The 20,310-nt window shown below is 61.4% G+C and carries 12 protein-coding genes and 2 pseudogenes; 4 read left to right on the top strand and 10 right to left on the bottom strand.

Features of this window, described 5'->3' with window-relative positions:
- Positions 1-299: 299 nt before the first annotated feature.
- Complete coding sequence (locus tag GRO01_RS00345; RefSeq protein ID WP_083541268.1) at positions 300-1,715, top strand: sugar porter family MFS transporter; 1,416 nt, start codon at positions 300-302, stop codon at positions 1,713-1,715.
- Between the two features lie 71 nt (positions 1,716-1,786).
- Here the strand turns inward: GRO01_RS00345 and GRO01_RS00340 are convergent, their stop codons facing one another.
- Together GRO01_RS00340 and glgX are read right to left on the bottom strand one after the other, a co-directional pair.
- Complete coding sequence (locus GRO01_RS00340) at positions 1,787-1,972, bottom strand: YqaE/Pmp3 family membrane protein (RefSeq protein ID WP_062507997.1); 186 nt, start codon at positions 1,970-1,972, stop codon at positions 1,787-1,789.
- 70 nt (positions 1,973-2,042) lie between these two features.
- Positions 2,043-4,187: a glycogen debranching protein GlgX gene (glgX, locus tag GRO01_RS00335; protein WP_062507999.1), complete on the bottom strand. Its 2,145-nt coding sequence runs from the start codon at positions 4,185-4,187 to the stop codon at positions 2,043-2,045.
- A 196-nt stretch (positions 4,188-4,383) separates the two neighbouring features.
- On the opposite strand from glgX, the pseudogene glgA reads away from it, so the two are divergent.
- The 3 genes and pseudogenes from glgA to treZ all read left to right on the top strand — a co-directional run bounded on the left by glgA (position 4,384) and on the right by treZ (position 10,014).
- Positions 4,384-6,029: pseudogene (glgA, locus tag GRO01_RS00330) on the top strand (glycogen synthase GlgA).
- Positions 6,030-6,038: 9 nt separating this feature from the next.
- Positions 6,039-8,263 (top strand): annotated as a pseudogene (gene glgB / locus GRO01_RS00325) (1,4-alpha-glucan branching protein GlgB).
- Positions 8,260-10,014 carry a malto-oligosyltrehalose trehalohydrolase gene (treZ, locus tag GRO01_RS00320; protein WP_062508001.1) on the top strand — a complete coding sequence of 585 codons (1,755 nt, stop codon included), beginning with the start codon at positions 8,260-8,262 and terminating at the stop codon, positions 10,012-10,014. The pseudogene glgB and the gene treZ overlap by 4 nt, the downstream one beginning before the upstream one ends.
- A 4-nt stretch (positions 10,015-10,018) precedes the next feature.
- Here the strand turns inward: treZ and GRO01_RS00315 are convergent, their stop codons facing one another.
- The 8 genes from GRO01_RS00315 to GRO01_RS00280 all read right to left on the bottom strand — a co-directional run bounded on the left by GRO01_RS00315 (position 10,019) and on the right by GRO01_RS00280 (position 20,220).
- Complete coding sequence (locus GRO01_RS00315; protein ID WP_371857366.1) at positions 10,019-11,479, bottom strand: glucoamylase family protein; 1,461 nt, start codon at positions 11,477-11,479, stop codon at positions 10,019-10,021.
- 191 nt (positions 11,480-11,670) lie between these two features.
- Positions 11,671-12,543 (bottom strand): xanthine dehydrogenase accessory protein XdhC, encoded by an 873-nt coding sequence (gene xdhC, locus GRO01_RS00310; protein WP_062508003.1) that lies wholly within the window; start codon positions 12,541-12,543, stop codon positions 11,671-11,673.
- A gap of 2 nt (positions 12,544-12,545) precedes the next feature.
- Positions 12,546-14,861, bottom strand: coding sequence for a xanthine dehydrogenase molybdopterin binding subunit (xdhB, locus tag GRO01_RS00305; RefSeq protein WP_062508005.1), 2,316 nt, complete (start codon positions 14,859-14,861; stop codon positions 12,546-12,548).
- Positions 14,854-16,314: a xanthine dehydrogenase small subunit gene (gene xdhA, locus GRO01_RS00300; RefSeq protein ID WP_062508007.1), complete on the bottom strand. Its 1,461-nt coding sequence runs from the start codon at positions 16,312-16,314 to the stop codon at positions 14,854-14,856. The genes xdhB and xdhA overlap by 8 nt, the downstream gene beginning before the upstream one ends.
- A gap of 103 nt (positions 16,315-16,417) precedes the next feature.
- Entirely contained in the window at positions 16,418-17,350 is a 933-nt protein-coding gene (locus tag GRO01_RS00295; protein ID WP_062508009.1) for an ABC transporter ATP-binding protein, read from the bottom strand.
- Positions 17,347-18,300: an ABC transporter ATP-binding protein gene (locus GRO01_RS00290; RefSeq protein WP_062508011.1), complete on the bottom strand. Its 954-nt coding sequence runs from the start codon at positions 18,298-18,300 to the stop codon at positions 17,347-17,349. Before GRO01_RS00290 ends, GRO01_RS00295 begins: the two co-directional genes overlap by 4 nt.
- Positions 18,290-19,273 (bottom strand): ABC transporter permease, encoded by a 984-nt coding sequence (locus GRO01_RS00285; protein ID WP_011252233.1) that lies wholly within the window; start codon positions 19,271-19,273, stop codon positions 18,290-18,292. Before GRO01_RS00285 ends, GRO01_RS00290 begins: the two co-directional genes overlap by 11 nt.
- Positions 19,270-20,220 (bottom strand): ABC transporter permease, encoded by a 951-nt coding sequence (locus GRO01_RS00280; RefSeq protein ID WP_062508087.1) that lies wholly within the window; start codon positions 20,218-20,220, stop codon positions 19,270-19,272. The genes GRO01_RS00285 and GRO01_RS00280 overlap by 4 nt, the downstream gene beginning before the upstream one ends.
- Positions 20,221-20,310 lie beyond the last annotated feature (90 nt).

Genomic DNA, 20,310 nt, shown 5'->3' with positions numbered 1-20,310 from the left:
GGGTAGGAGTGTGTCGCCGCGGTCCGCCCTTGGCAATCCGGCAGATCGTGTCAGACGGCCGCCCGGACGTCCTATCTGTGGCCCGCTTGCATCAGAACAGAAAATCCCTCCCGATTATCACATATAATTTTGAATATTTTCCCAATCATGCGTTATACTTTAGGGCTCAAGATGGCGAATCACCGTGCCTGTCACAGAAGAGCCTTCTCCCTCTCTCCCCGGTGCAGGCTGACCTGCCCGGTTTCTTTTCTGCCTTTCCCTGACAGGTCTACCCTGCGGGTCGCCGGAGTTTTCCCGTCATGAGCGACACAGTGCTCAACCCCTCTCCCGTCCCTGCTGCTGCGGTCAAAGCCCCCATGGTCGGACGCATGATGTTCGCCGTGGCTCTGGCTGCGATTGCGGGCCTGATGTTCGGACTGGATGTGGGCGTCATTTCCGGCGCGCTCGGCTTTATCCGTGACGAGTTCCATGCGTCCGAATTCGAGCAGTCTTGGATCGTGTCGTCCATGATGTTCGGCGCAGCCGTCGGTGCCCTGGGCGCAGGCCGCATGTCCTATGCATTCGGACGCCGCCGCTCCCTGATCTTCAGCGCATTCCTGTTCGTCGGTGGAGGACTCGTCTGCGCTCTGGCATCCTCTGTGTCCGAGCTGATCATCGGGCGCACGATGCTGGGTCTGGCAATCGGCATCGGAAGCTTCGTGGCTCCGCTCTATATTTCCGAAGTCTCGGACATTTCGCGGCGTGGCAGTCTGGTGTCGATGTATCAGCTGATGATCACGCTGGGCATCCTGCTGGCCTTCGTCTCCAACGCCATCCTGTCCTACAGCGGCTCATGGCGCTGGATGCTGGGGATCATGGCCATTCCCGGCACGTTCTTCCTGATCGGCTCGTTCTTCCTGCCCGACAGCCCGCGCTGGCTGATGCTACGTGGCCGTCACGAGGAAGCCCTGTCGATCATGAAGGAACTGCGTCACAATCCCGAGCTTGCCCATCAGGAAATCCGTGACATCCAGGGGCAGATCCATGACCGTCAGCGCGGTCTGGCGATGTTCCTTGAAAACCGGAACTTCCGCCGCGCCGTCCTCCTCGGCATCGTGCTTCAGGTCATGCAGCAGCTCACGGGCATCAACGTGGTCATGTACTACGCGCCGCGCATCTTCCAGGAAGTCGGTTTCGGGGCGAGCGGCCAGATGTGGGGCACGGCGATCGTCGGCGTGGTCAACTGGCTCGCCACGTTCATCGCCATTGCTTTCGCCGATAGCTGGGGCCGTCGTCCGATGCTGATCACGGGATTTGCCATCATGTCAGCTGGTCTCGCCGTTCTGGCAACCATCATGTCGGGTGCCGTTGGTAATACGGATTTGTCGCATTACCTCGCGATCTCGGTCCTGCTGTGCTTCATCGCAGGCTTCGCCTTCTCGGCCGGTCCGCTGGTCTGGGTGCTATGCTCGGAAGTCATGCCGCTTCAGGGGCGTGATTTCGGCATCACCTGCTCGACCGTAACCAACTGGGTCACGAACATGGTGGTGGGTGCCACGTTCCTCGGCCTGCTGACGACGCTCGGGGCCTCGCATACCTTCTGGCTCTATGCAGCACTGAATGCGTTCTTCATTTTCATGGTGCTGTTCTTTGTCCCGGAGACCAAGGGCGTGTCCCTTGAGTCCATCGAAACCAAGCTCAATCAGGGCGTCACCCTGCGCAATATCGGCCGCTAACCCCCGGCCCCTTACAGCATAAAAAAAGCCCCCGCTCCGCAGGGAACGGGGGCTTTTTCACGTCCGGAGCGTCAGACGCGACCGGCAGCGATCTTGCGATCGGTGTTGTACTGGCTCAGCGCATAGACCGACCAGATGGCAGCCGGGATCCAGCCGATCACCGTGATCTGAAGGATCAGACACACTAGACCGGCGAACGGCCGGCGGATGGTGAAGAACTGCAGCCAGGGCAGAAGCAGGGCAAGAATGAGACGCATGATGCTCTCCTTTCACAAAAGTGCTCTGTCCTCAGTGTTCGGTGAGAAACGCTCCGGATGCAACTCCGCATCATGACGAGGTCTGCGGAAGCGGATCACGTCCGACCAGTTCCAGCAGCAGGAACGACCGTCCCGTCACGACATATTTGTAGCTCTGCGGGAAGATTTCCCGCTCCACGGCGCCGCCGTTTTCCGGAATATTGGTGTCGAGCAGCAGCTTCCAGCGCCCCTCGCCCGTCTCCGGCAGCGTGAAATTCACCACATCCTGCCAGCCATTGAAGATCAGCATGACAGTGGCGTCCGATCCCCGGCGCTGGATGCCGCTGGGCTGGCTGCGCCCGTCTATCATGAGACCGAAGCACTGCGCGGTTTTCCATTCATCAGGCTGCATGGTGCCGCCATTGGCATTCAGCCAGGTCAGCTCCTGAATATCCAGCTCCTTGTTATAGGCTTCCATCAGGAACCGGGCACGATGCAGGATCGGATAGCGGTGTCGCAGGGCCGTCAGACGCCGGACAAAGGCCTCAAGCTCCTTCGCCCGGTCTCCCAGCGACCAGTCCAGCCATGAAATCGGGCTGTCCTGACAATAGGCATTGTTATTGCCATCCTGCGTCCGACCGAACTCGTCCCCTGCCAGCAGCATCGGCGTACCCTGTGACAGCAGCAGCGTGGACAGCATGTTCCGGCACTGACGCCAGCGGATGTCATTGATGTCCGGATTGTCGGTCGGGCCTTCCACACCATAATTGCAGGAGCGGTTGTCGGATGATCCGTCCTTGCCGTCTTCCTGGTTCGCCTCGTTGTGACGGTCATTGTAGGACACGCAGTCCATGAGCGTGAAACCATCATGGGCCGTCACGAAATTGATGCTGGCCCAGGTGCGGCGACCACTGTGATTGAACAGATCAGGGCTGCCAAGCACACGTGGTGCCAGCGCATCGGCATGGGCCTCTCCCCGCCAGAAATCGCGGGTCGTGTCGCGGAACTTGTCATTCCACTCCGCCCAGCCCGGCGGGAAATTGCCGACCTGATAGCCGCCCGGACCGACATCCCAGGGCTCGGCAATCAGCTTGACCTGTGACAGCACGGGGTCCTGACGGCAGACGCGCAGGAAACTGGAATCATTGTGAAAACCGTCTGCTTCACGCGCAAGGATTGTTCCGAGGTCAAACCGGAATCCGCCCACACCCATTTCGTTGACCCAGTATCGCAGACTGTCCGCTACGAACCGGATGCAGTTCAGATGGGTCAGATTGAACGTGTTTCCCGTACCCGTTTCGTTAATGTAATAACGCGGATCATCCGGCATGAGGCGATAATAGGACGCATTATCCAGCCCCTTGAAAGACAGTGTCGGACCCAGTTCGTTTCCCTCGGCCGTATGGTTGTAAACCACGTCCATGATGACTTCGAGCCCGGCTTCATGACAGGCCCGCACGAGGTTCCGGAACTCCTGCAGCGCATGGTCCCGGTCATGGGCATAGCGGCTGTCGGGGGAGAAAAAGCCGATCGTGTTGTAGCCCCAGTAATTCGTCAGCCCCTTGTCCGCCAAATACTGGTCCGTCACGAAACTCTGGACGGGAAGCAGTTCAACTGCGGTAACGCCAAGCTGCCGGATGCGCCTGAGCAGATTGCCGTCCGTCAGCCCGGCATAGGTGCCCCGTAGGGTTTCCGGTACGTCCGGATGCTGTTTCGTATAGCCCTTGACGTGCATTTCGTAGATTACGGTGTCATGCCAGGACGTGCGGGGATGCTCGAAATGCTGGGGGGCCGGATCAGTGATGATGCCTTTTGGCACGAACGGCGCACTATCGCGCTCATCAAAGCTCAGATCCTTGTCTGCATGGCCAAGCTGATAGCCGAACAGGGCCGGATCCCATTGTAAATCACCATGAAATGCCCGGGCATACGGATCCATCAGGAGCTTGTTGGGATTGAAGCGATGCCCCGCTTCGGGCGTATAGGGACCATGAACCCGAAGACCATAAAGCTGCCCGGCGCCCAGGTCGGGGATCCAGCCATGAAAAATCTGGTCGGTATATTCCGGCAGGCGGATACGGTCGGTTTCGGTTTTGCCATCCGCGTCGAAGAGGCAGATTTCAACTGCTGTTGCAGCCGTGGAGAAGACGGCGAAATTGACACCCCCATTTTCCGGTACGGCACCTGAAATATTCGGACGCCCTTCGCGCAGGCCCTTCTGACGTGTGCTGCTCATAAACCCCGTTCCAAAACCGGATCAGGCAGGTCCCTCCGCCCGTCTGGCGGGGCATCCTGCATTCCGAAACGCTAACGCCTCCAAACCACAGACACGAACATAACTTATCCGTGAAGGCGGTTCGCAAACGCCGCTTCAAGCGTTGTCCCTGACACAGGCATCAAACGTCAGAGACAGCGCCCTCGCGGCCGGAAAGATGTGCGTCATGAGCAAGATTCAGCACCCCGCGCAGGATATTACATTGCAGCTCCTGTCAGTGGCAGGCGAGATGTACCCGTTCATCAAAACCGGCGGTCTGGGGGATGTTGTAGGCTCGCTGCCCACAGTTCTCGGGCAGCACGGGATCGACACCCGGACAGTTCTGCCGGGCTACCCCGCTGTGCTCCGTGCCTTATCCGAACCACAAAAAATAATCCGCATTGATAACGTTCTGGGCCATGCCGTCACATTGCGTGAAGGCTGGGCACAGGGTCGCCATCTCTATATCGTGGATGTTCCGGACCTCTATGCACGGCCGGGCAATCCCTATCTTGCGCCGGACGGGCAGCCATGGGCCGATAACGGAATGCGTTATGCCGTCCTGTGCCGCGTAGCAGCGATGATCGGTACCGGCGCGCTGGCTGACTGGAAACCCGATGCCGTTCTGAGCCATGACTGGCATGCTGGTCTCGTGGCAACCTATCTGAAATACATGGATGCCCCGACGCCTCCCGTCGCACATGTGATCCATAATCTTGCGTTTCAGGGACTGTTCCCGCGCGACATGATGGGCGCTTTCGGGCTGCCGGATCAGGCCTATGACAGCGGTGACGTCGAATTTTACGGCCAGATCGGCTTCATGAAAGCGGCACTTCAGGTCTCGCACCGACTGATCAGCGTTTCACCGACCTATGCCGAGGAAATCCAGACCCCGGAAGAAGGGATGGGCCTCGACGGTATCCTGCGTTCGCGCGCGAATGTTCTGACCGGTATCCTCAATGGCATCGACCTGCGGGAATGGAATCCTCTGACCGATCCTGCCGTGTTTTTCCCCTATGCTGTCGGTGACCTTGCGGCACGACGGGCCAACAAACGCGTGTTTCAGGCAGAATTCGGCCTGCCTCAGAATCCCGATGCCCTCCTGCTGGGCATGGTAAGCCGTCTCACCACGCAGAAAGGCGCTGATCTGCTGGCGGGTCTCGCGCCACGGCTGTTCGAGGAGAACATCCAGCTGGCTGTCGTCGGTACGGGAGACCGTGACATCATGCAGTCCTTCACGCAGCTTCAGGGACGCTATCCGAAAAACTGCGTCTGCCACATGCGCTACAGCGAAACGCTCGGCCACCGACTGCATTCCGCCGTGGATGCCTCAATCATTCCATCCCGGTTCGAGCCCTGCGGCCTCACACAGTTCCATGCCATGCGTTACGGTTCCGTTCCGATTGCGGCCCGTGTTGGCGGTCTGAGCGATACGCTTGTCGATGCGAATTCTGCTGCCGTCATGGAAGGCGTGGCAAATGGCATCCTGTTTCCCCGACCACGGAAGACACCATGTTTCTGGCCATCCGCCGGGCACAGAATCTGTTCCGTCAGAAAGCCGTCTGGGCGCGGATGCAGCGCAACGGTGCCTTGCATGACGTCTCCTGGGATTCCAAGGGCGCGCAGTATGCCCGTCTCCTGATGGAAATGACGGGACGACGTCCCGTTGCCCGCGAAGCCGAAAATGCCATCGCGCCCCGCCGCAGCGACCCCGTGTCGTCCGCACCCCGCACGGCACGGCAGGCCGCACGCATGCCGCGTGGGCGCAATGGCGAGCAGGTCAGTTCCGTTCTTAATTTTCCCCGTACCGGCACCCATGCCTAGAGGTTCTGAATGCAGGCCATTACCGTGTCTTCGCCTTTGCAATCCATGATCGACGATCTGGTGGCCACCCGCTGTCAGGACCCATTCGCGCTGCTCGGGCGCCACCGCGAAGGACGAACCGATCAGGTCCGTGTGTTCTACCCGGACGCGCTTGAAGTCCGTCTGACAGTAGAGAGTGCCAAGGGAGAGCGTACGGAAAAGACCATGCGCCGCATCGACGACCGCGGCATTTACGTCACCACAATTCCGAAAACCAGCCGCTACAGCCTGCGTATTCTGTGGGCAGATGGATGGCAGGAAACGCATGATCCCTACAGCTTCGGCCTGCTGCTAGAAGAACTGGACCTGTATCTGTTTTCAGAGGGACGCCATCATCATCTGGACCAGATGATGGGCGCCATTCCCATGACGATCGACGGTGTGCAAGGTGTCCGCTTCGCTGTCTGGGCACCCAATGCGAAGCGGGTTTCCGTAATCGGGGATTTCAATATCTGGGACAGTCGCCGCCATCCGATGCGACTTCGACATGAAGCGGGAATCTGGGAGTTGTTCATTCCTGGTCTCCGTGCAGGCGAGCGCTACAAATATGAAGTCATGTCGCAGGACGGCACAGTGCTTCCCGCCAAGGCCGATCCCTATGCCCGGGCCAGCGAGCACCCGCCCGCCACGGCTTCCATCGTCGCTTCATCCAGCATCCACAGCTGGCAGGACAAGGCCTGGATGCAGGAACGCGCCCGGCACCAGACCCCGGAAAACCCACTCTCGATCTATGAACTGCATGCCCCCTCATGGCGCCATCCGCAGAGTGGCCGGGGCGTTATGGACTGGGACGAACTGGCCGCAACACTGATCCCCTATGTCACGGAACTGGGCTTCACCCATATCGAACTCCTTCCGGTAACGGAATATCCGTTCTCCGGCTCGTGGGGCTATCAGCCACTTGGGCTTTACGCACCCACCTCGCGTCATGGCAGCCCCGAACAGTTCGCCCGCTTCGTGGACCAGTGCCATCAGGCTGGTCTCGGCGTCATCATGGACTGGGTGCCGGCACATTTCCCGGCCGACCAGCACGGACTGGCCTCTTTTGACGGAACGCATCTGTATGAACATGCCGATCCCCGCGAAGGCTATCATCAGGACTGGCATACGCTGATCTATAATTTCGGCCGAAACGAAGTCCGCGGCTTTCTGACGGGAAGCGCGCTTTACTGGCTGGAACATTTCCACATCGACGGACTGCGCGTCGATGCCGTGGCCTCCATGCTCTACCGCGATTACAGCCGCGAAGAAGGCGAGTGGTATCCCAATATCCATGGGGGCCGGGAAAATCTCGAAGCCATCGGCTTCCTGCACCACCTGTCGGAAACCATCCGCCATCTCCATCCCGAGACCCTCCTCATTGCCGAGGAATCCACCGCCTGGCCGGGTGTGACAAAGCCGGTTTCCGAAGGGGGGCTGGGCTTTGACTACAAGTGGAACATGGGCTGGATGCACGACACGCTGCGCTATATGGAGCGGGACCCGCTCTGGCGTGGCCATCATGGCAGCGACATCACGTTCGGCATGATCTACGCCTATTCCGAGCGTTTCATCCTGCCCCTGTCGCATGACGAAGTGGTGCATGGCAAAGGATCGCTTCTCGCAAAAATGCCCGGCGATGACTGGCAGAAACATGCCAATCTCCGGGCCTATTATGCCCTGATGTGGGCCTATCCCGGCCGCAAGCTTCTGTTCATGGGCTGCGAACTCGCCCAGCCGCAGGAATGGTCCTACGAAGGCGAAATCGCCTGGTTTCGGCTGGATGATGCGTTCGGTCGCGGCATGCATGATACGGTTCGCGCCCTGAACGGACTGTACCGTCGCGAGCCCGCCCTGCATCAGCGCGACGATACGCCGTCCGGCTTTCGCTGGCTGATCGCCGATGATCGCGAAAACTGCGTTTTTGCCTGGCTGCGGCAGGCGCCGGACCGCGCACCGTCCTGATCGTCTGCAACATGACACCGGTGCCCCGGCATGATTACCGGATCGGAGTGCCATCAGACGGAAGCTGGCATGAAATCCTCAATACGGACGCTGCGATTTTCGGCGGCTCCAACATGGGCAATGGCGGCCTGTGCCACGCACAGCATGTCCCGTCTCACGGTGAGGCCCAGTCCCTCGTCCTGACACTCCCGCCGCTGTCCACCCTGTATTTCTCTCCCCACCCCGCGAGCCCTCAAGGATCTTCTTCATGACAGCCTTCCATTATACGGGCCGCTTCGGCGCAGAACTTCTCAGTCCGGACCGGACACGTTTCTCATTCTGGGCACCATCCTGCGAGACAGTCATTCTTGAAGTGGAAGGTCTGCCGCCGCAGGTCATGGAACGGCATGAAGACGGGTTCTTCACGACCGAAGCGCTCTGTGGTGCAGGGGCACGCTATCGCTTCCGGATCCGTGACGACCTTTCCGTCCCCGACCCCGCCAGCCGCTGCCAGCCCGATGGCATACACGGGCCGAGCGAAGTCCTCGATCCCGGTTTTTATCAGTGGAAGCATCCGGGATGGAAAGGCCGCCCATGGGAAGAGACGGTCATCTACGAGCTGCATGTTGGTCTGGAAGGTGGCTATGAAGGCCTGATGGGCCGGCTGCAAGAACTGGTCGATCTGGGTGTCACGGCCATCGAACTCATGCCGATCAACAGTTTCAGCGGTAACTGGAACTGGGGCTATGATGGCGTGCTGCTGTTTGCACCCGATATTTCCTATGGACGCCCCTCCATTCTCAAGACGCTGATCGACCATGCCCATGGGCTGGGCCTGATGGTGTTTTTGGACGTGGTCTATAATCACTTCGGCCCTGACGGGAATTACGTGCCCGAATATGCGGAAGCGCTTTTCGACCCGGACAATGCGACCGTCTGGGGTGAAGGGATCGATTTCCACAATCCCGTCGCGGCAGAGTTCTTCATCGACAACGCGCTGCTCTGGCTTGCGGAATACCGTTTTGACGGACTGCGGATCGACGCCGCCTGGGCCATCACCAACCGCAACTGGTTCACCCAGCTCCGTCAGCAGATCGCCCGCTATACGGAGCCGGAACGGCATATCCATCTGATCCTCGAGAACGAGAACAACGATTCCGCACTGCTCCGCGATGGCTACAGCCAGTGGGACGAGGACTGGCACCATGCCGTCACCGTTCTGCTGACCGGGGAGGACGAAGGGTATTTCAAGGCCTTCACGAACGACCCGACCGCTCTTCTGCGCCGGGTTCTGGCGGAGGGCTTTGCCTGGCAGGGCGAATATTTTGCTCCGGCAGACAAAATGCGCGGCACACCAAGCGAAGATCTACCACCCACGAAATTCGTAACCTTCCTGCAGAATCATGATCAGATCGGCAATCGCCCGCGGGGAGAGCGGATGATCACGCTCTGTGAGCCGGAAGCGTTCAAGGCCGCCTATGCGCTGCTTCTGCTCTGCCCGATGACGCCCATGCTGTTCATGGGAGAAGAATGGGGATGCACCACGCCATTCTATTTCTTCTGCGATTTTGATGGAGAACTGGAGCAGAAGGTCCGCAAGGGACGGAATGACCAGTTTCGCAAATATTGCGGGATCAGCGACCCGACAGAACTGGAAAGCCTGTCCGATCCCATCGCCCGTTCGACCTATGACGCGTCACGTCCCGACCGGCAGGAACGCGAAACGCCTGCCGGACAGGAATGGCTTGCCCGCACGAAGGAACTACTGGGGCTGCGCCACCATCACATCACGCCCCATCTGAAGGGCGCGCGCAGTGCGGGCGCGGAAGTTCTGGGGGACGGCGCCGTCCGGGCAAGCTGGCTTCTGGATAACGGCACCCTGCTGAGCATCGCCCTCAATCTGGGCACCCAGACCCTGCCCATCGTCGAACCGGGCTCCGTGATCTATCAGACCGGTGTCGATCGGACGGCCGGCACCCTGCTCCCCCACAACATCGTCGTGGGGTTGGACCGCGCCCTCTAATTCCTCAGAGGGATTTACCTGTTGGGGTGGACGCGGCTGTCGTGGTCCGCAGCCATCCGCCCTCGAACCCCGCGCGCTCCAGCCCGGCGCGCAGATAGGGGTTCTTTTTCATCGTGTTCCACACGAGCCCGCTCCGCCAGTTCTCCAGCATCAGCAGGATCGGCCCCTGATCAATCCCGAGCTGCTGACCATCCACCCAATAGGATTTCTGGTCGGCAAAGGACGGATTGAAGGCATCGAGGAAACCGTACTTGTTGTAGATCCGGTCTCCGTAACGCGCGCGCATTTCCTTGAGCGCTGGCAAGGCAATTTCCGGCGCGAAGGCAATCGAACCACCAACAGCCGTGGGTGCGATTGTTCCGTCATCCAGAATATAGTCCCGCCCTGCCCCACGTGCACTGTAGGCGAGGTAATGGCGTTGTTTGCCATCATAGACCTGCTGTGCATCGCCCGGACCGTCACAGGCGGTCAGACCCCAGATATTGGCCCCATAATCCTTCCAGTCTCCCGGATTGGCCTGTGCATAGGCGCGCTGTGCATAGGCGGCTTCACGCCCGTTCTGGAAATAATCGACGTTATGCGCCCGGTTCCAGGCATCCTGCACGCCGCGGAAATCAATCCAGGATTCACTGTACTGATGCCCGAACATCGGCGCGAAATTCAGCAGCTTGTGCCCCTGAAAATCGCCCCACTGTCCTTCATAGGTCGCAGTCCAGGTCTTCCAGGTTTCGGCCGGAAGCGGATGCGTCGGCGAACCAAGGGCCTGAAGATAGATGATCAGACCCTCGTTATAGCCCTTCCAGTCGCTCGGCAGGAATGTATGCGGTGGCATCCACCCCATGCTGAGCCAGGGACCATGGGCTTTCATCCATGTCCAGTCGATCCGGCGGTACAGATGATCCGCAATGTCGCGGATTTCCTTTTCCTGCGGCGTGTCATGATCAAAATAGGACTGCGAGAACAGCACGCCCCCCATCAGCAGCGCGGTATCGACACTGGACAGCTCGGACCAGTCCGCGACGCGCAGCCCGGTGTTGGGATCGAGGAAATGGTAGAAGAAGCCATGATAGCCCGCAGCACCTGAAACATGATCGTTTTGCGGCAGGCTGGCGAGGAAACGCAGCGTCGTCAGGGTCCGGTCCACAGCCTGCTGGCGGGTGATATAGTTTCGTTCCACACCAATACCATAAGCCGTCAGGCCGAAGCCGACGCTGGCAATGCTGGCAGCCCCATTGGGAAGCGGCGCACGATCCGGCACCAGACCATTATGTGGATTGGCCGTTTCCCAGAACCAGTTGAAGGTCCGCTTTTCCAGATCATCAACAAAAGCGGTATCGGCAGCTGGAAGGCTCGCGGGCTGAAGGGCCGGCGTCAGCGCCGTGCTGTTCGTTGGCGCAGCCTTTGCAGAAGGAAGCATCAGGGCCAATGCGCCCAGAGCCATCCCGACCCGCCGGAAGCGATCCATCCGGGAGGCCCTTCTGTCGCCCGTCACGGCCTGTAGAGAGAAAAACGGGACTTCGGAAGTCCGTTGCGTCCGGTGCTGCATGCTCATGCGGGGAGGATAAGCAGAAGCACAGACCGCCACGCACCTCCCGTTACATCAACTTTCTGTGACATCCAAAAAGTGAGGGAACTCCGCCCTTGTCAGGAAGAACTTTATGACAGGATTGAGGCGAATGTAACATCCGCAATATCTGAAATGACTGGTTCCAAAATTCCGGCGCTCATGCCCGAATCTGTCTCGCACAGCATCCGGGCCGCAATTTCCGCTGTTACGAAGGTCGCGATGACCTCGGGCCGCTTGTCGCGCACCCCGAAATCCCCGATCGGACAGACCAGACGGTCGATCTGCTCCTGCGAAATGTCGATCTGACGGAAGGCGCTCTCAAATCGCTTCCGCTTCGTCCGCGACCCGATCATGCCGACATAGCGCAAGTCACCGCGCTCCAGAGCCGCCCCGGTGATCAGCGCATCCAGCGTATGGCTCTGGGTCAGGACCAGAACGCCCGATCCGGCCGGAGCGCCTTGGACAAGCGGCTCCCACTGCTCGGTGACATGTGCCTCCACGCCCGGCGGCACGACCCCGAACTCCTCCTCCCGCGCATCAATCCAGACCAGCCGCAGCGGCAGAAGTGCGAGCGAACGTGCCAGAGCGCGCCCCACATGCCCGGCCCCGAACAGCAGCAGTTGCGGCAGCCGCTCCCATTCCGCCCGGATTTCCGCCTCAAGGGCCTCCGCGTCTTGCACACGCTCAATGCGAACGGTCACGGCCCCGCCACAGCACTGGTTGATGGCCGGACCCAGCGGAATATGGCGCTCGACCGCCTCTCCTCCCGACGCCAGAAGCACCCGCCCCTCCGCCATGCAATCCCACTCCAGGCGCCCCCCGCCGATCGTGCCGGTCTGCTCGCTTCTGGTCAGGAGCATGAACGCCCCCTCTTCCCGTGGCGTCGAGCCCAGGGCGCGAATGACGGTCAGGCGCACCATGTCCTGCCCCTCCCGACGCCAGCGCAGAACATCCGCCAGCATGGTCAGCCAGCCCGATCCTGCAATGCCATGAGGGTTTTCAGAACCCGCTCAGGCGTGGCCGGGGCATCGAGTTTCGGACAGGTCCGGTAGTCGTCCAGACTGGCGATCGCGTCCGAAATGGCCTGCAAAACCGCGACCCCATGCACGAACGGCGGCTCCCCCACAGCCTTGGAACGGAAAATCGTCTCCTCCCGGTTGGGCGCGTTCTCCAGCAGTTCCACATTGAAAATCCGTGGCCGGTCGGAACAGGCCGGGATCTTGTAGGTGCTGGGTGCATGGGTCCGCAGACGGCCGCCTCCATCCCAGACCAGTTCTTCCGTCGTCAGCCAGCCCGCACCCTGCACGAACCCACCTTCGATCTGCCCGATATCAATGTCCGGGTTCAGGGACTGCCCGGCGTCATGCAGGATGTCCACGCGGTCGATGCTGTGCTCGCCCGTCAGCAGATCGACCGACACTTCCGCACAGGCCGCGCCATAGGCGAAATAGAAGAACGGCCGCCCGCGCCCGGTCTCGGGATTCCAGGAAATCTTCGGCGTCTTGTAAAACCCGTTCGAGGACAGCGAGACCCGCGCGAAATAGGCCTGCCAGGCGAGTTGCTGGAAGGTCATGATCTCCGTACCGACATGCACGCCATCGGACCGGAAATGGATGTCTTCGGCCGCCACGCCCCATTTCTCGGCAGCGAACGTAATCATCCGCTCCTTGATCTTGCGCACCGCATCCAGCACCGCCATGCCGTTCAGATCCGCCCCTGAAGACGCCGCCGTGGCCGACGTGTTCGGAACCTTCCCGGTCGTGGTCGCCGTGATGCGCACACGATCCGCCGTCAGGCCGAATTCTCGCAGGACGATCTGCACCATCTTGGTATGCAGACCCTGCCCCATTTCCGTCCCGCCATGGTTCACCTGAACCGAGCCGTCCGTATAGACATGCACCAGCGCGCCGGCCTGATTGTAATGCGTGGCGGTAAAGGAAATGCCGAATTTCACCGGCGTCAGTGCAATGCCGCGACGGATGATGCGACTGTTACGATTGAATGCCCGGATCTCCGCCTTGCGCGCCTGATAGTCACAGCGCGCGACCAGCTTGGTGATGATCTCAGCCGTAATCGAGTCCTCAACCGTCATGTGATACGGCGTGAGATTGCGCGTTCCCGTCCCGTAAACATTGCGTAGTCGAACCGTTACGGGATCAATACAGGTCGCAAATGCGACTTCCTCGATCACCCGCTCGGCCGCGACAATGCCCTGCGGGCCGCCAAAACCGCGATAGGCCGTGTTGGACTGGGTATTGGTCCGCAACGGTTCGGATTTCAGCCGCACATCCGGATAGAAATAGGCGTTATCGGCATGAAACAGCGCCCGGTCCGTAACGGGCCCAGACAGATCCGCCGCCCAGCCGCACCGCGCGGCCAGCACCATATCCACGGCCAGAATATCGCCCTCATCCGTAAAACCGACATCGTAGTCGATCAGAAAATCATGGCGCTTGCCCGTGACCATCATGTCATCATCACGGTCCAGACGCGCCTTGACGGCCTGTCCCGTCCGATCAGCAGCGATGGCGGCCAGACAGGCCCAGGCATTGGCCTGCGTCTCCTTGCCGCCAAACGCGCCGCCCATCCGCCGCACTTCCGTCGTGACCAGATGATGCGGCCGCCCGAGCACGGCCGCGACCAGATGCTGCGTCTCGGACGGATGCTGCGTGGAGGACCAGACGCGCATTTCCTCGGCCTCTCCGGGCTGGGCAAGTGCGGCCTGCCCTTCCAGATAGAAATGCTCCTGCCCGCCAATCTCGATCTGCCCCGACAGACGGCGCGGCGCGGCCTTCAGGCCACGCTCCACATCCCCGCGCTGCATGGTCAGGGAGCGCCAGACCATCGGACTGCCATTTTCCCGCGCCTGCGTGATGTTCAGGATCGCAGGCTTTTCCTCATACTCAATCTTCGCCAGCCGCACGGCCTGCCGCGCCGCCTGACGCGAGGTCGCCACCACGGCGAACATCACCTGCCCACAGAAATGGACATGATCCGTCGCCAGAAGCGGCTCGTCTTCCCGATAAACCGGGCTGATCTGGTTTTCCCCCGGCACGTCTTCCGCCGTCAGCACGCACACGACACCCGGCGCGGCGCGCACGTCGTCCAGATCCATCGACACAATCCGCGCATGCGCTTTCGTGCTCAGTCCCGGCACGAGATGCAGCGTGCCGCGTGGCTCAGGCATGTCATCAATATAGGTCGCCCGCCCCGTCACATGCAGCAGCGCGCTTTCATGCTTCATGCTGGTCGAAGCGGCACCCGGAACAAGATCAGACATGTGCCAGCCCTCCCGTCCGGGCGAGGCGCGCCTGTTCAGTGCCCGTCGTTTCTTCAAAGAACCGCGTCAGCAGATTGGCGGCCACGGTCTGCCGGTACCAGGCACTCGCCCGCATGTCGGTCAGCGGGGCGAAATCTTCCAGAACCGCTGACCGCGCAGCCTCAAGCGCGTCCTCGTCCCAGACCCGTCCGAGCAATGCCGCTTCCGCGCCTGACGCCCGCTTGGGCGTGGCCGCCATGCCGCCATAGGCCAGTCGGGCTGTGGTGATCCTGCCCTGATCGTCCGTCTCGATCATGAAAGCTCCCAGAACGGCGGAAATGTCCTGATCGAAACGTTTGGAAATCTTGTAGGCCCGGAACAGTGCGTTCTGTGCCGGTATCGGAATGGCCAGCGCCTCCACGAACTCGCCGGGCTGACGATCCTGCTTTCCGTAAGCGATGAAATAGTCTTCCAGCGCGATGGAACGACACTCCGCCCCGCGCCGCAGATGCAGCGTCGCATTGGCCGCAATGAACATCGGCGGCCCATCTCCGATCGGGGAGCCATTGGCGACATTCCCGCAGACGGTGGCACTATTCCGCACCTGCGTAGAGCCCAGACGGCGGATCATTTCCCCCGCATCCGGCAGCAGTTCCGCAATGGCCAGCCGCGCGTCCTGATACGTCACCGCAGCTCCGATCCGCAGTCCCTCCGGCGTTCTGCTCAGAGCGCGCAGTTCCGGAACCCGCCCGATGGGCACGACATGCTTCAGACGACGCATCCCCTTCGTCACCCAAAGCCCCACATCCGTGGCCCCCGCAACAATCGTCGCCTCCGGATCAGCCATCAGGATCTCCGCCAGATCCTCCGCAGACGCCGGGATGCTGAGCGTGCCTTCAGGCCCTTCAAGCCGCACGCTCTTACCGTCCTGCAACGCCGTCAGGCGCTCGGCAATGGCCTCTACCTGCGCATCAAAACGGTCCGGTCCGGCCGCCATCGCCTGTTTCATGGCCCGCACAATTGGCGCATAGCCGGTGCAGCGACACAGATTACCGGCCAGTGCATCATCAATAGCCTGATCGTCCGCCGAGGCGCCTTCGGTCTTGCGATAGGCAGCCATCGACATGACGAAACCCGGCGCGCAGAACCCGCACTGCGAGCCATGCTGCTCAACCATGGCACTCTGCACGGGATGCGGCGCATCCGGCGTGCCGAGATCCTCGATCGTGTAGATCTGGGCACCGTCCAGCATGCTGACGAACTGGATGCAGGCATTGACCGCCCGCCAGTTCAACCGCCCCTCCTCAAGCCGGACGACCAGCACCGTACAGGCCCCGCAGTCGCCTTCATTGCAGCCTTCCTTGGTACCGGTCCGGCCGCGCTCACGCAGCCAGTCCAGCAGGGTCAGCGTCGGGGACACATCCCGGAGCGTGCAGAGGTCTTCCCCCAGATAAAAACGGATAGTCTGGCGCATCGGGCGGAATCTCGGGCAAAAATACGAGGGGATGTGCAGACTTCTGTGCAACACCGCAGGCGTTGCCGTCTATATCCAAGATCTGCACGAAGCGTTGCTTTTTCTAGAGCAGCGGATAATGACAGGCGACCCTGCGCCCTTCCCCGACCGTCCGAAGCTCCGGCCGTTCCTGCGCGCAGCGCGGCTGGGCCAGCGGACAGCGCGTATGAAACGCACAGCCCTGCGGCGGATTGATCGGGCTTGGCACGTCGCCTTTGAGCGGCGGCGGCAAGGGCCGGTCCGGGCGGGGCACCGCATCCAGAAGGGCGCGCGTATAGGGATGGGCTGGAGCTTGCAGAACCGCCAGCACGTCCCCTTCCTCCACGATCCGCCCCAGATACATGACGGCAATCCGGTCCGCCATCTGCCGCACGACCGCCAGATCATGGGAGATGAACACGCACGCTACACCCAGCGAATTGCGCAGATCACGCAGCAGATTCACGATCTGCGCCTGCACGGACACATCGAGCGCGGATGTCGGCTCATCCGCTACCAGAAGATCCGGCCCCAGCATCAGGGCGCGGGCAATGTTCAGACGCTGCCGCTGCCCGCCTGAGAACTCATGCGGATAACGGGACAGGACGGACGACGACAGGCCCACCTGTTCCAGCAGCGTCCCGATCCGCTCCGCAATGCCGGTCCGTCCATGGATCCGCATCGGCTCCGCCAGCGTGTCACCGATGGTACGTCTCGGATTGAACGTCGAGGACGAGTCCTGAAACACCATCTGCATCCGTGACCGCCAGCGCCGCAGCGCCCGGTCTGACAGGCCGGAAATCCGCTCGCCCTCAAAAAACACGGCGCCCGAACTCGGCGCCCCCAGCCCGATCAGCGTCCGCCCCAGCGTGGACTTGCCACAGCCGGACTCCCCGACCAGCGCAAGCGCCTCCCCGCGATGCACGACCAATGACACATCGCTTACGGCCCGCAGGGTTTCCCCATGCGACAGGCGGTAGTGTTTACTGAGGTTTTTCGCTTCAAGCAGAACAGTCATGCGTCGTACAGCACGCAGGCCACGCGCCGCCCTTCTTCCGGTGCACGCAACGCAGGACGCACCGCACAGTCCGGTCGCACGAACCGGCAGCGCGGGGCGAAAACACAGCTCTCCGGCCGCGCATCGGGAGCCGGTGGACGCCCCGGAATGGTCGGCAGCGCATCCGGCCTCGGACCATCCAGCGGCGGGATCGCTTCCAGCAGAGCCTGCGTATAGGGATGCAGCGGCCGCGCCATGACCGCCGCAACCGGCCCCTGCTCTACTACAAGCCCCGAATAGACGACCGCCACATGCGTGCAGGTCTGCGCCACCACGCCCATGTCATGCGTGATCAGCATCACACCCGCCCCACTGTCACGGATTTCGCACAGCAACGTCAGGATCTGCGCCTGCACCGTGACATCGAGCGCCGTAGTCGGCTCATCCGCGATCAGAAGCGCGGGGTCACAGGACAGCGCCATCGCGATCATGGCGCGCTGGCGCAGACCGCCGGAAAGCTGGTGCGGATAGCGTTTCGCCGCCGCTTCAGGGTCGGGGACACCCATCCGTCCCAGCAGAGCCACGGTCCGCGCCCGTGCTTCACGACGGCTGACGCGCTCATGCAGCCGGATCTGTTCGTCGATCTGCGCACCGATGGAGCGGACCGGTAGAAACGCCGTCATCGGGTCCTGAAAGATCATGGCCATGCCCGCACCACGCAGACGCCGCCACTCTCGATCCTTCATCCCCAGAAGTTCACGCCCCTCGAAACGGATGGAGCCCGTAGCCTTCAAACCGGGCAGCAGTCCCATAACGCTCATGGCCGTCAGGCTCTTCCCGGACCCGGACTCCCCGACCACGCCCAGCGCATCCCCGCGCCGAACGGTCAGGGACACATCTTCCAGAAGAGCCGTCCCGTTCGGCAGTTCCAGATGCAGGTGATGCAGCTTTAAAAGAGCGTCAGCGCCCATGCCGTCCCTCCATGATCCGCGGGTCCAGCAGGGCATAGAGCCCGTCCACCAACGCATTGGCGATGACGACAAAAACAGCGGCATACATGACCGTCGCCATGATGAGCGGCAGGTCGAGCGTCGCCAGCGCCTGATAGGTCAGCCGCCCCACACCCGGCATGGCGAACACGACTTCCGTCAGAAGCGCGCCGCCGCCCAGAAGCTGCGCAAAATCCAGCCCGAACAGCGAAATATAACTCAGCCAGGACAGCCGCAGACCATGCCACAGCCACACGCGCACCGGTCCCGCACCCTTGGCGCGCGCCGTGCGGATGGCGTCTTCGCCCATGGCGGTCAGCAGTTCGGAGCGCAGGACCCGCGCATACAGACCGATAAAACACACCGCCAACGTCAGGGACGGCAGAAAAAGTGCCTTCGCCCAGCCCCACGGGCTCTGCGAAAACGGCACATATCCGAGTGGCGGCACCCAGCGAAACAGGAACGTGTCATGCCAGCGGCTCTGCGTGACGAGATTGACGACCTCGCCCAGCCAGAACACCGGCATGGACAGCCCGATCAGCCCCAGAACCATCAGCAGCCGGTCCACCCAGCTGTCGCGCAGCACAGCCGACGCAATCCCGAACACCAGCGATCCGCTGACCCAGAAAAACGCCGCCCACAGCACCAGCGAGAGCGTTACAGGGGCTGCCTGCAACACCTCGGGCACGACGCGCTGCCCGTGATTGACGAAGGACGTCAGGTCCCGGGTGACGAACAGCTTTTCCATCATTTTTACGTACTGAACGGGCAGCGGACGATCGAATCCATATTCCGCGCGGATGCGTTCCACGACCTGCGGACTGGCGCCCCGGCCTGCAATGCGCGCCGTCGGGTCCGCCCCCGGTGTCGCAAAGAAAATGCAGAACACCAGAACCGAAATTCCAAAAATGACCAGCAGCATCTGCCCGGTCCGGGAGGCAAGACTGCGGATCATCGGCCTGCTCCTTTCGGGTCAAGCTGGTCCCGCAACGCATTGCCCAGAACATTGAGCGCCAGAACGGTCAGAACGATTGCCAGCCCCGGCACGATGGCCACCATGGGCCGCGTATAGAGTAGCCCTTCCCCGTCCTGAATGATCGTTCCCCAGGACGCCGCCGGGGCCTGAACGCCGAGCGACAGGAAGGACAGTGCGGATTCCGCCAACATGCACAGCGCCATCACCAGTGGTGCCAGAACAGCCATGGTCGGCGTTAGCCCCGGCAGGATTTCCCGCCACAGGATGCGCCAGTCTGACGCCCCCATCCCCCGCGCCGCCATGACGAACCCCGCCTGCGACAGGCTCAGCGCCCGTGCCCGCAATGGCCGCGCCGCATAGGGCACATAGACCAGCGCGATAATCCCGATCGGGATCAGCAGATTATCCGCCCCGATGGTCACAGGCCCAAGCCGGATACCGTGCCCCACCGTGACAACGGACAGCGAAATCGCGAACAGATAGACCGGGATCGCCCAGAGCATATCCAGAATGCGCGACAGGATCAGATCGATCCAGCCACCGAAATACCCCGCACAGATCCCGATACAGGCCGCCAGACACAGGCAGAACGTCGCAGACGCGGCCGCAATCAGCAGGGAATTGCGGCCACCATACAGAACGCGCGCTGCAACATCCCGTCCCTGCGAGTCCGCCCCAAGTGCATATGGCCCTGGCCGCCAGTCTGGTTCGATCGGACTGAGACCCAGATGAAGCGGATTGTCATTCGGCTGCATGAGGTCAACGCGCTGCCCGTTCCGGATCGTCGTCCCCGCGATGTCGGAGGAAAACGGGTCAATCCCGTTGAACGACGCATAAAGCGGAGCGGACAGGCAGGCGAGGACGATGGAAAGGAGAAGCAGAGCCGCGAAAGCGCCGTCACGGCGCGTCAGAACAGCGCGGATAATCCGCCGATAACTTCCTTCCACGCCTGCTCCAATCCGTTCCGGTTCGTGATCTTTTTTGTTCTACAGCACGAACGGGCCCGGACAGAAGGG

This window comes from Gluconobacter roseus NBRC 3990 (assembly GCF_006538885.1).
In the GTDB taxonomy this organism is placed as follows: Bacteria; Pseudomonadota; Alphaproteobacteria; order Acetobacterales; family Acetobacteraceae; genus Gluconobacter; species Gluconobacter roseus.
The sequence above is the reverse complement of the archived record's forward strand: the minus strand, read 5'-3'. Positions and strand labels throughout refer to the sequence as shown.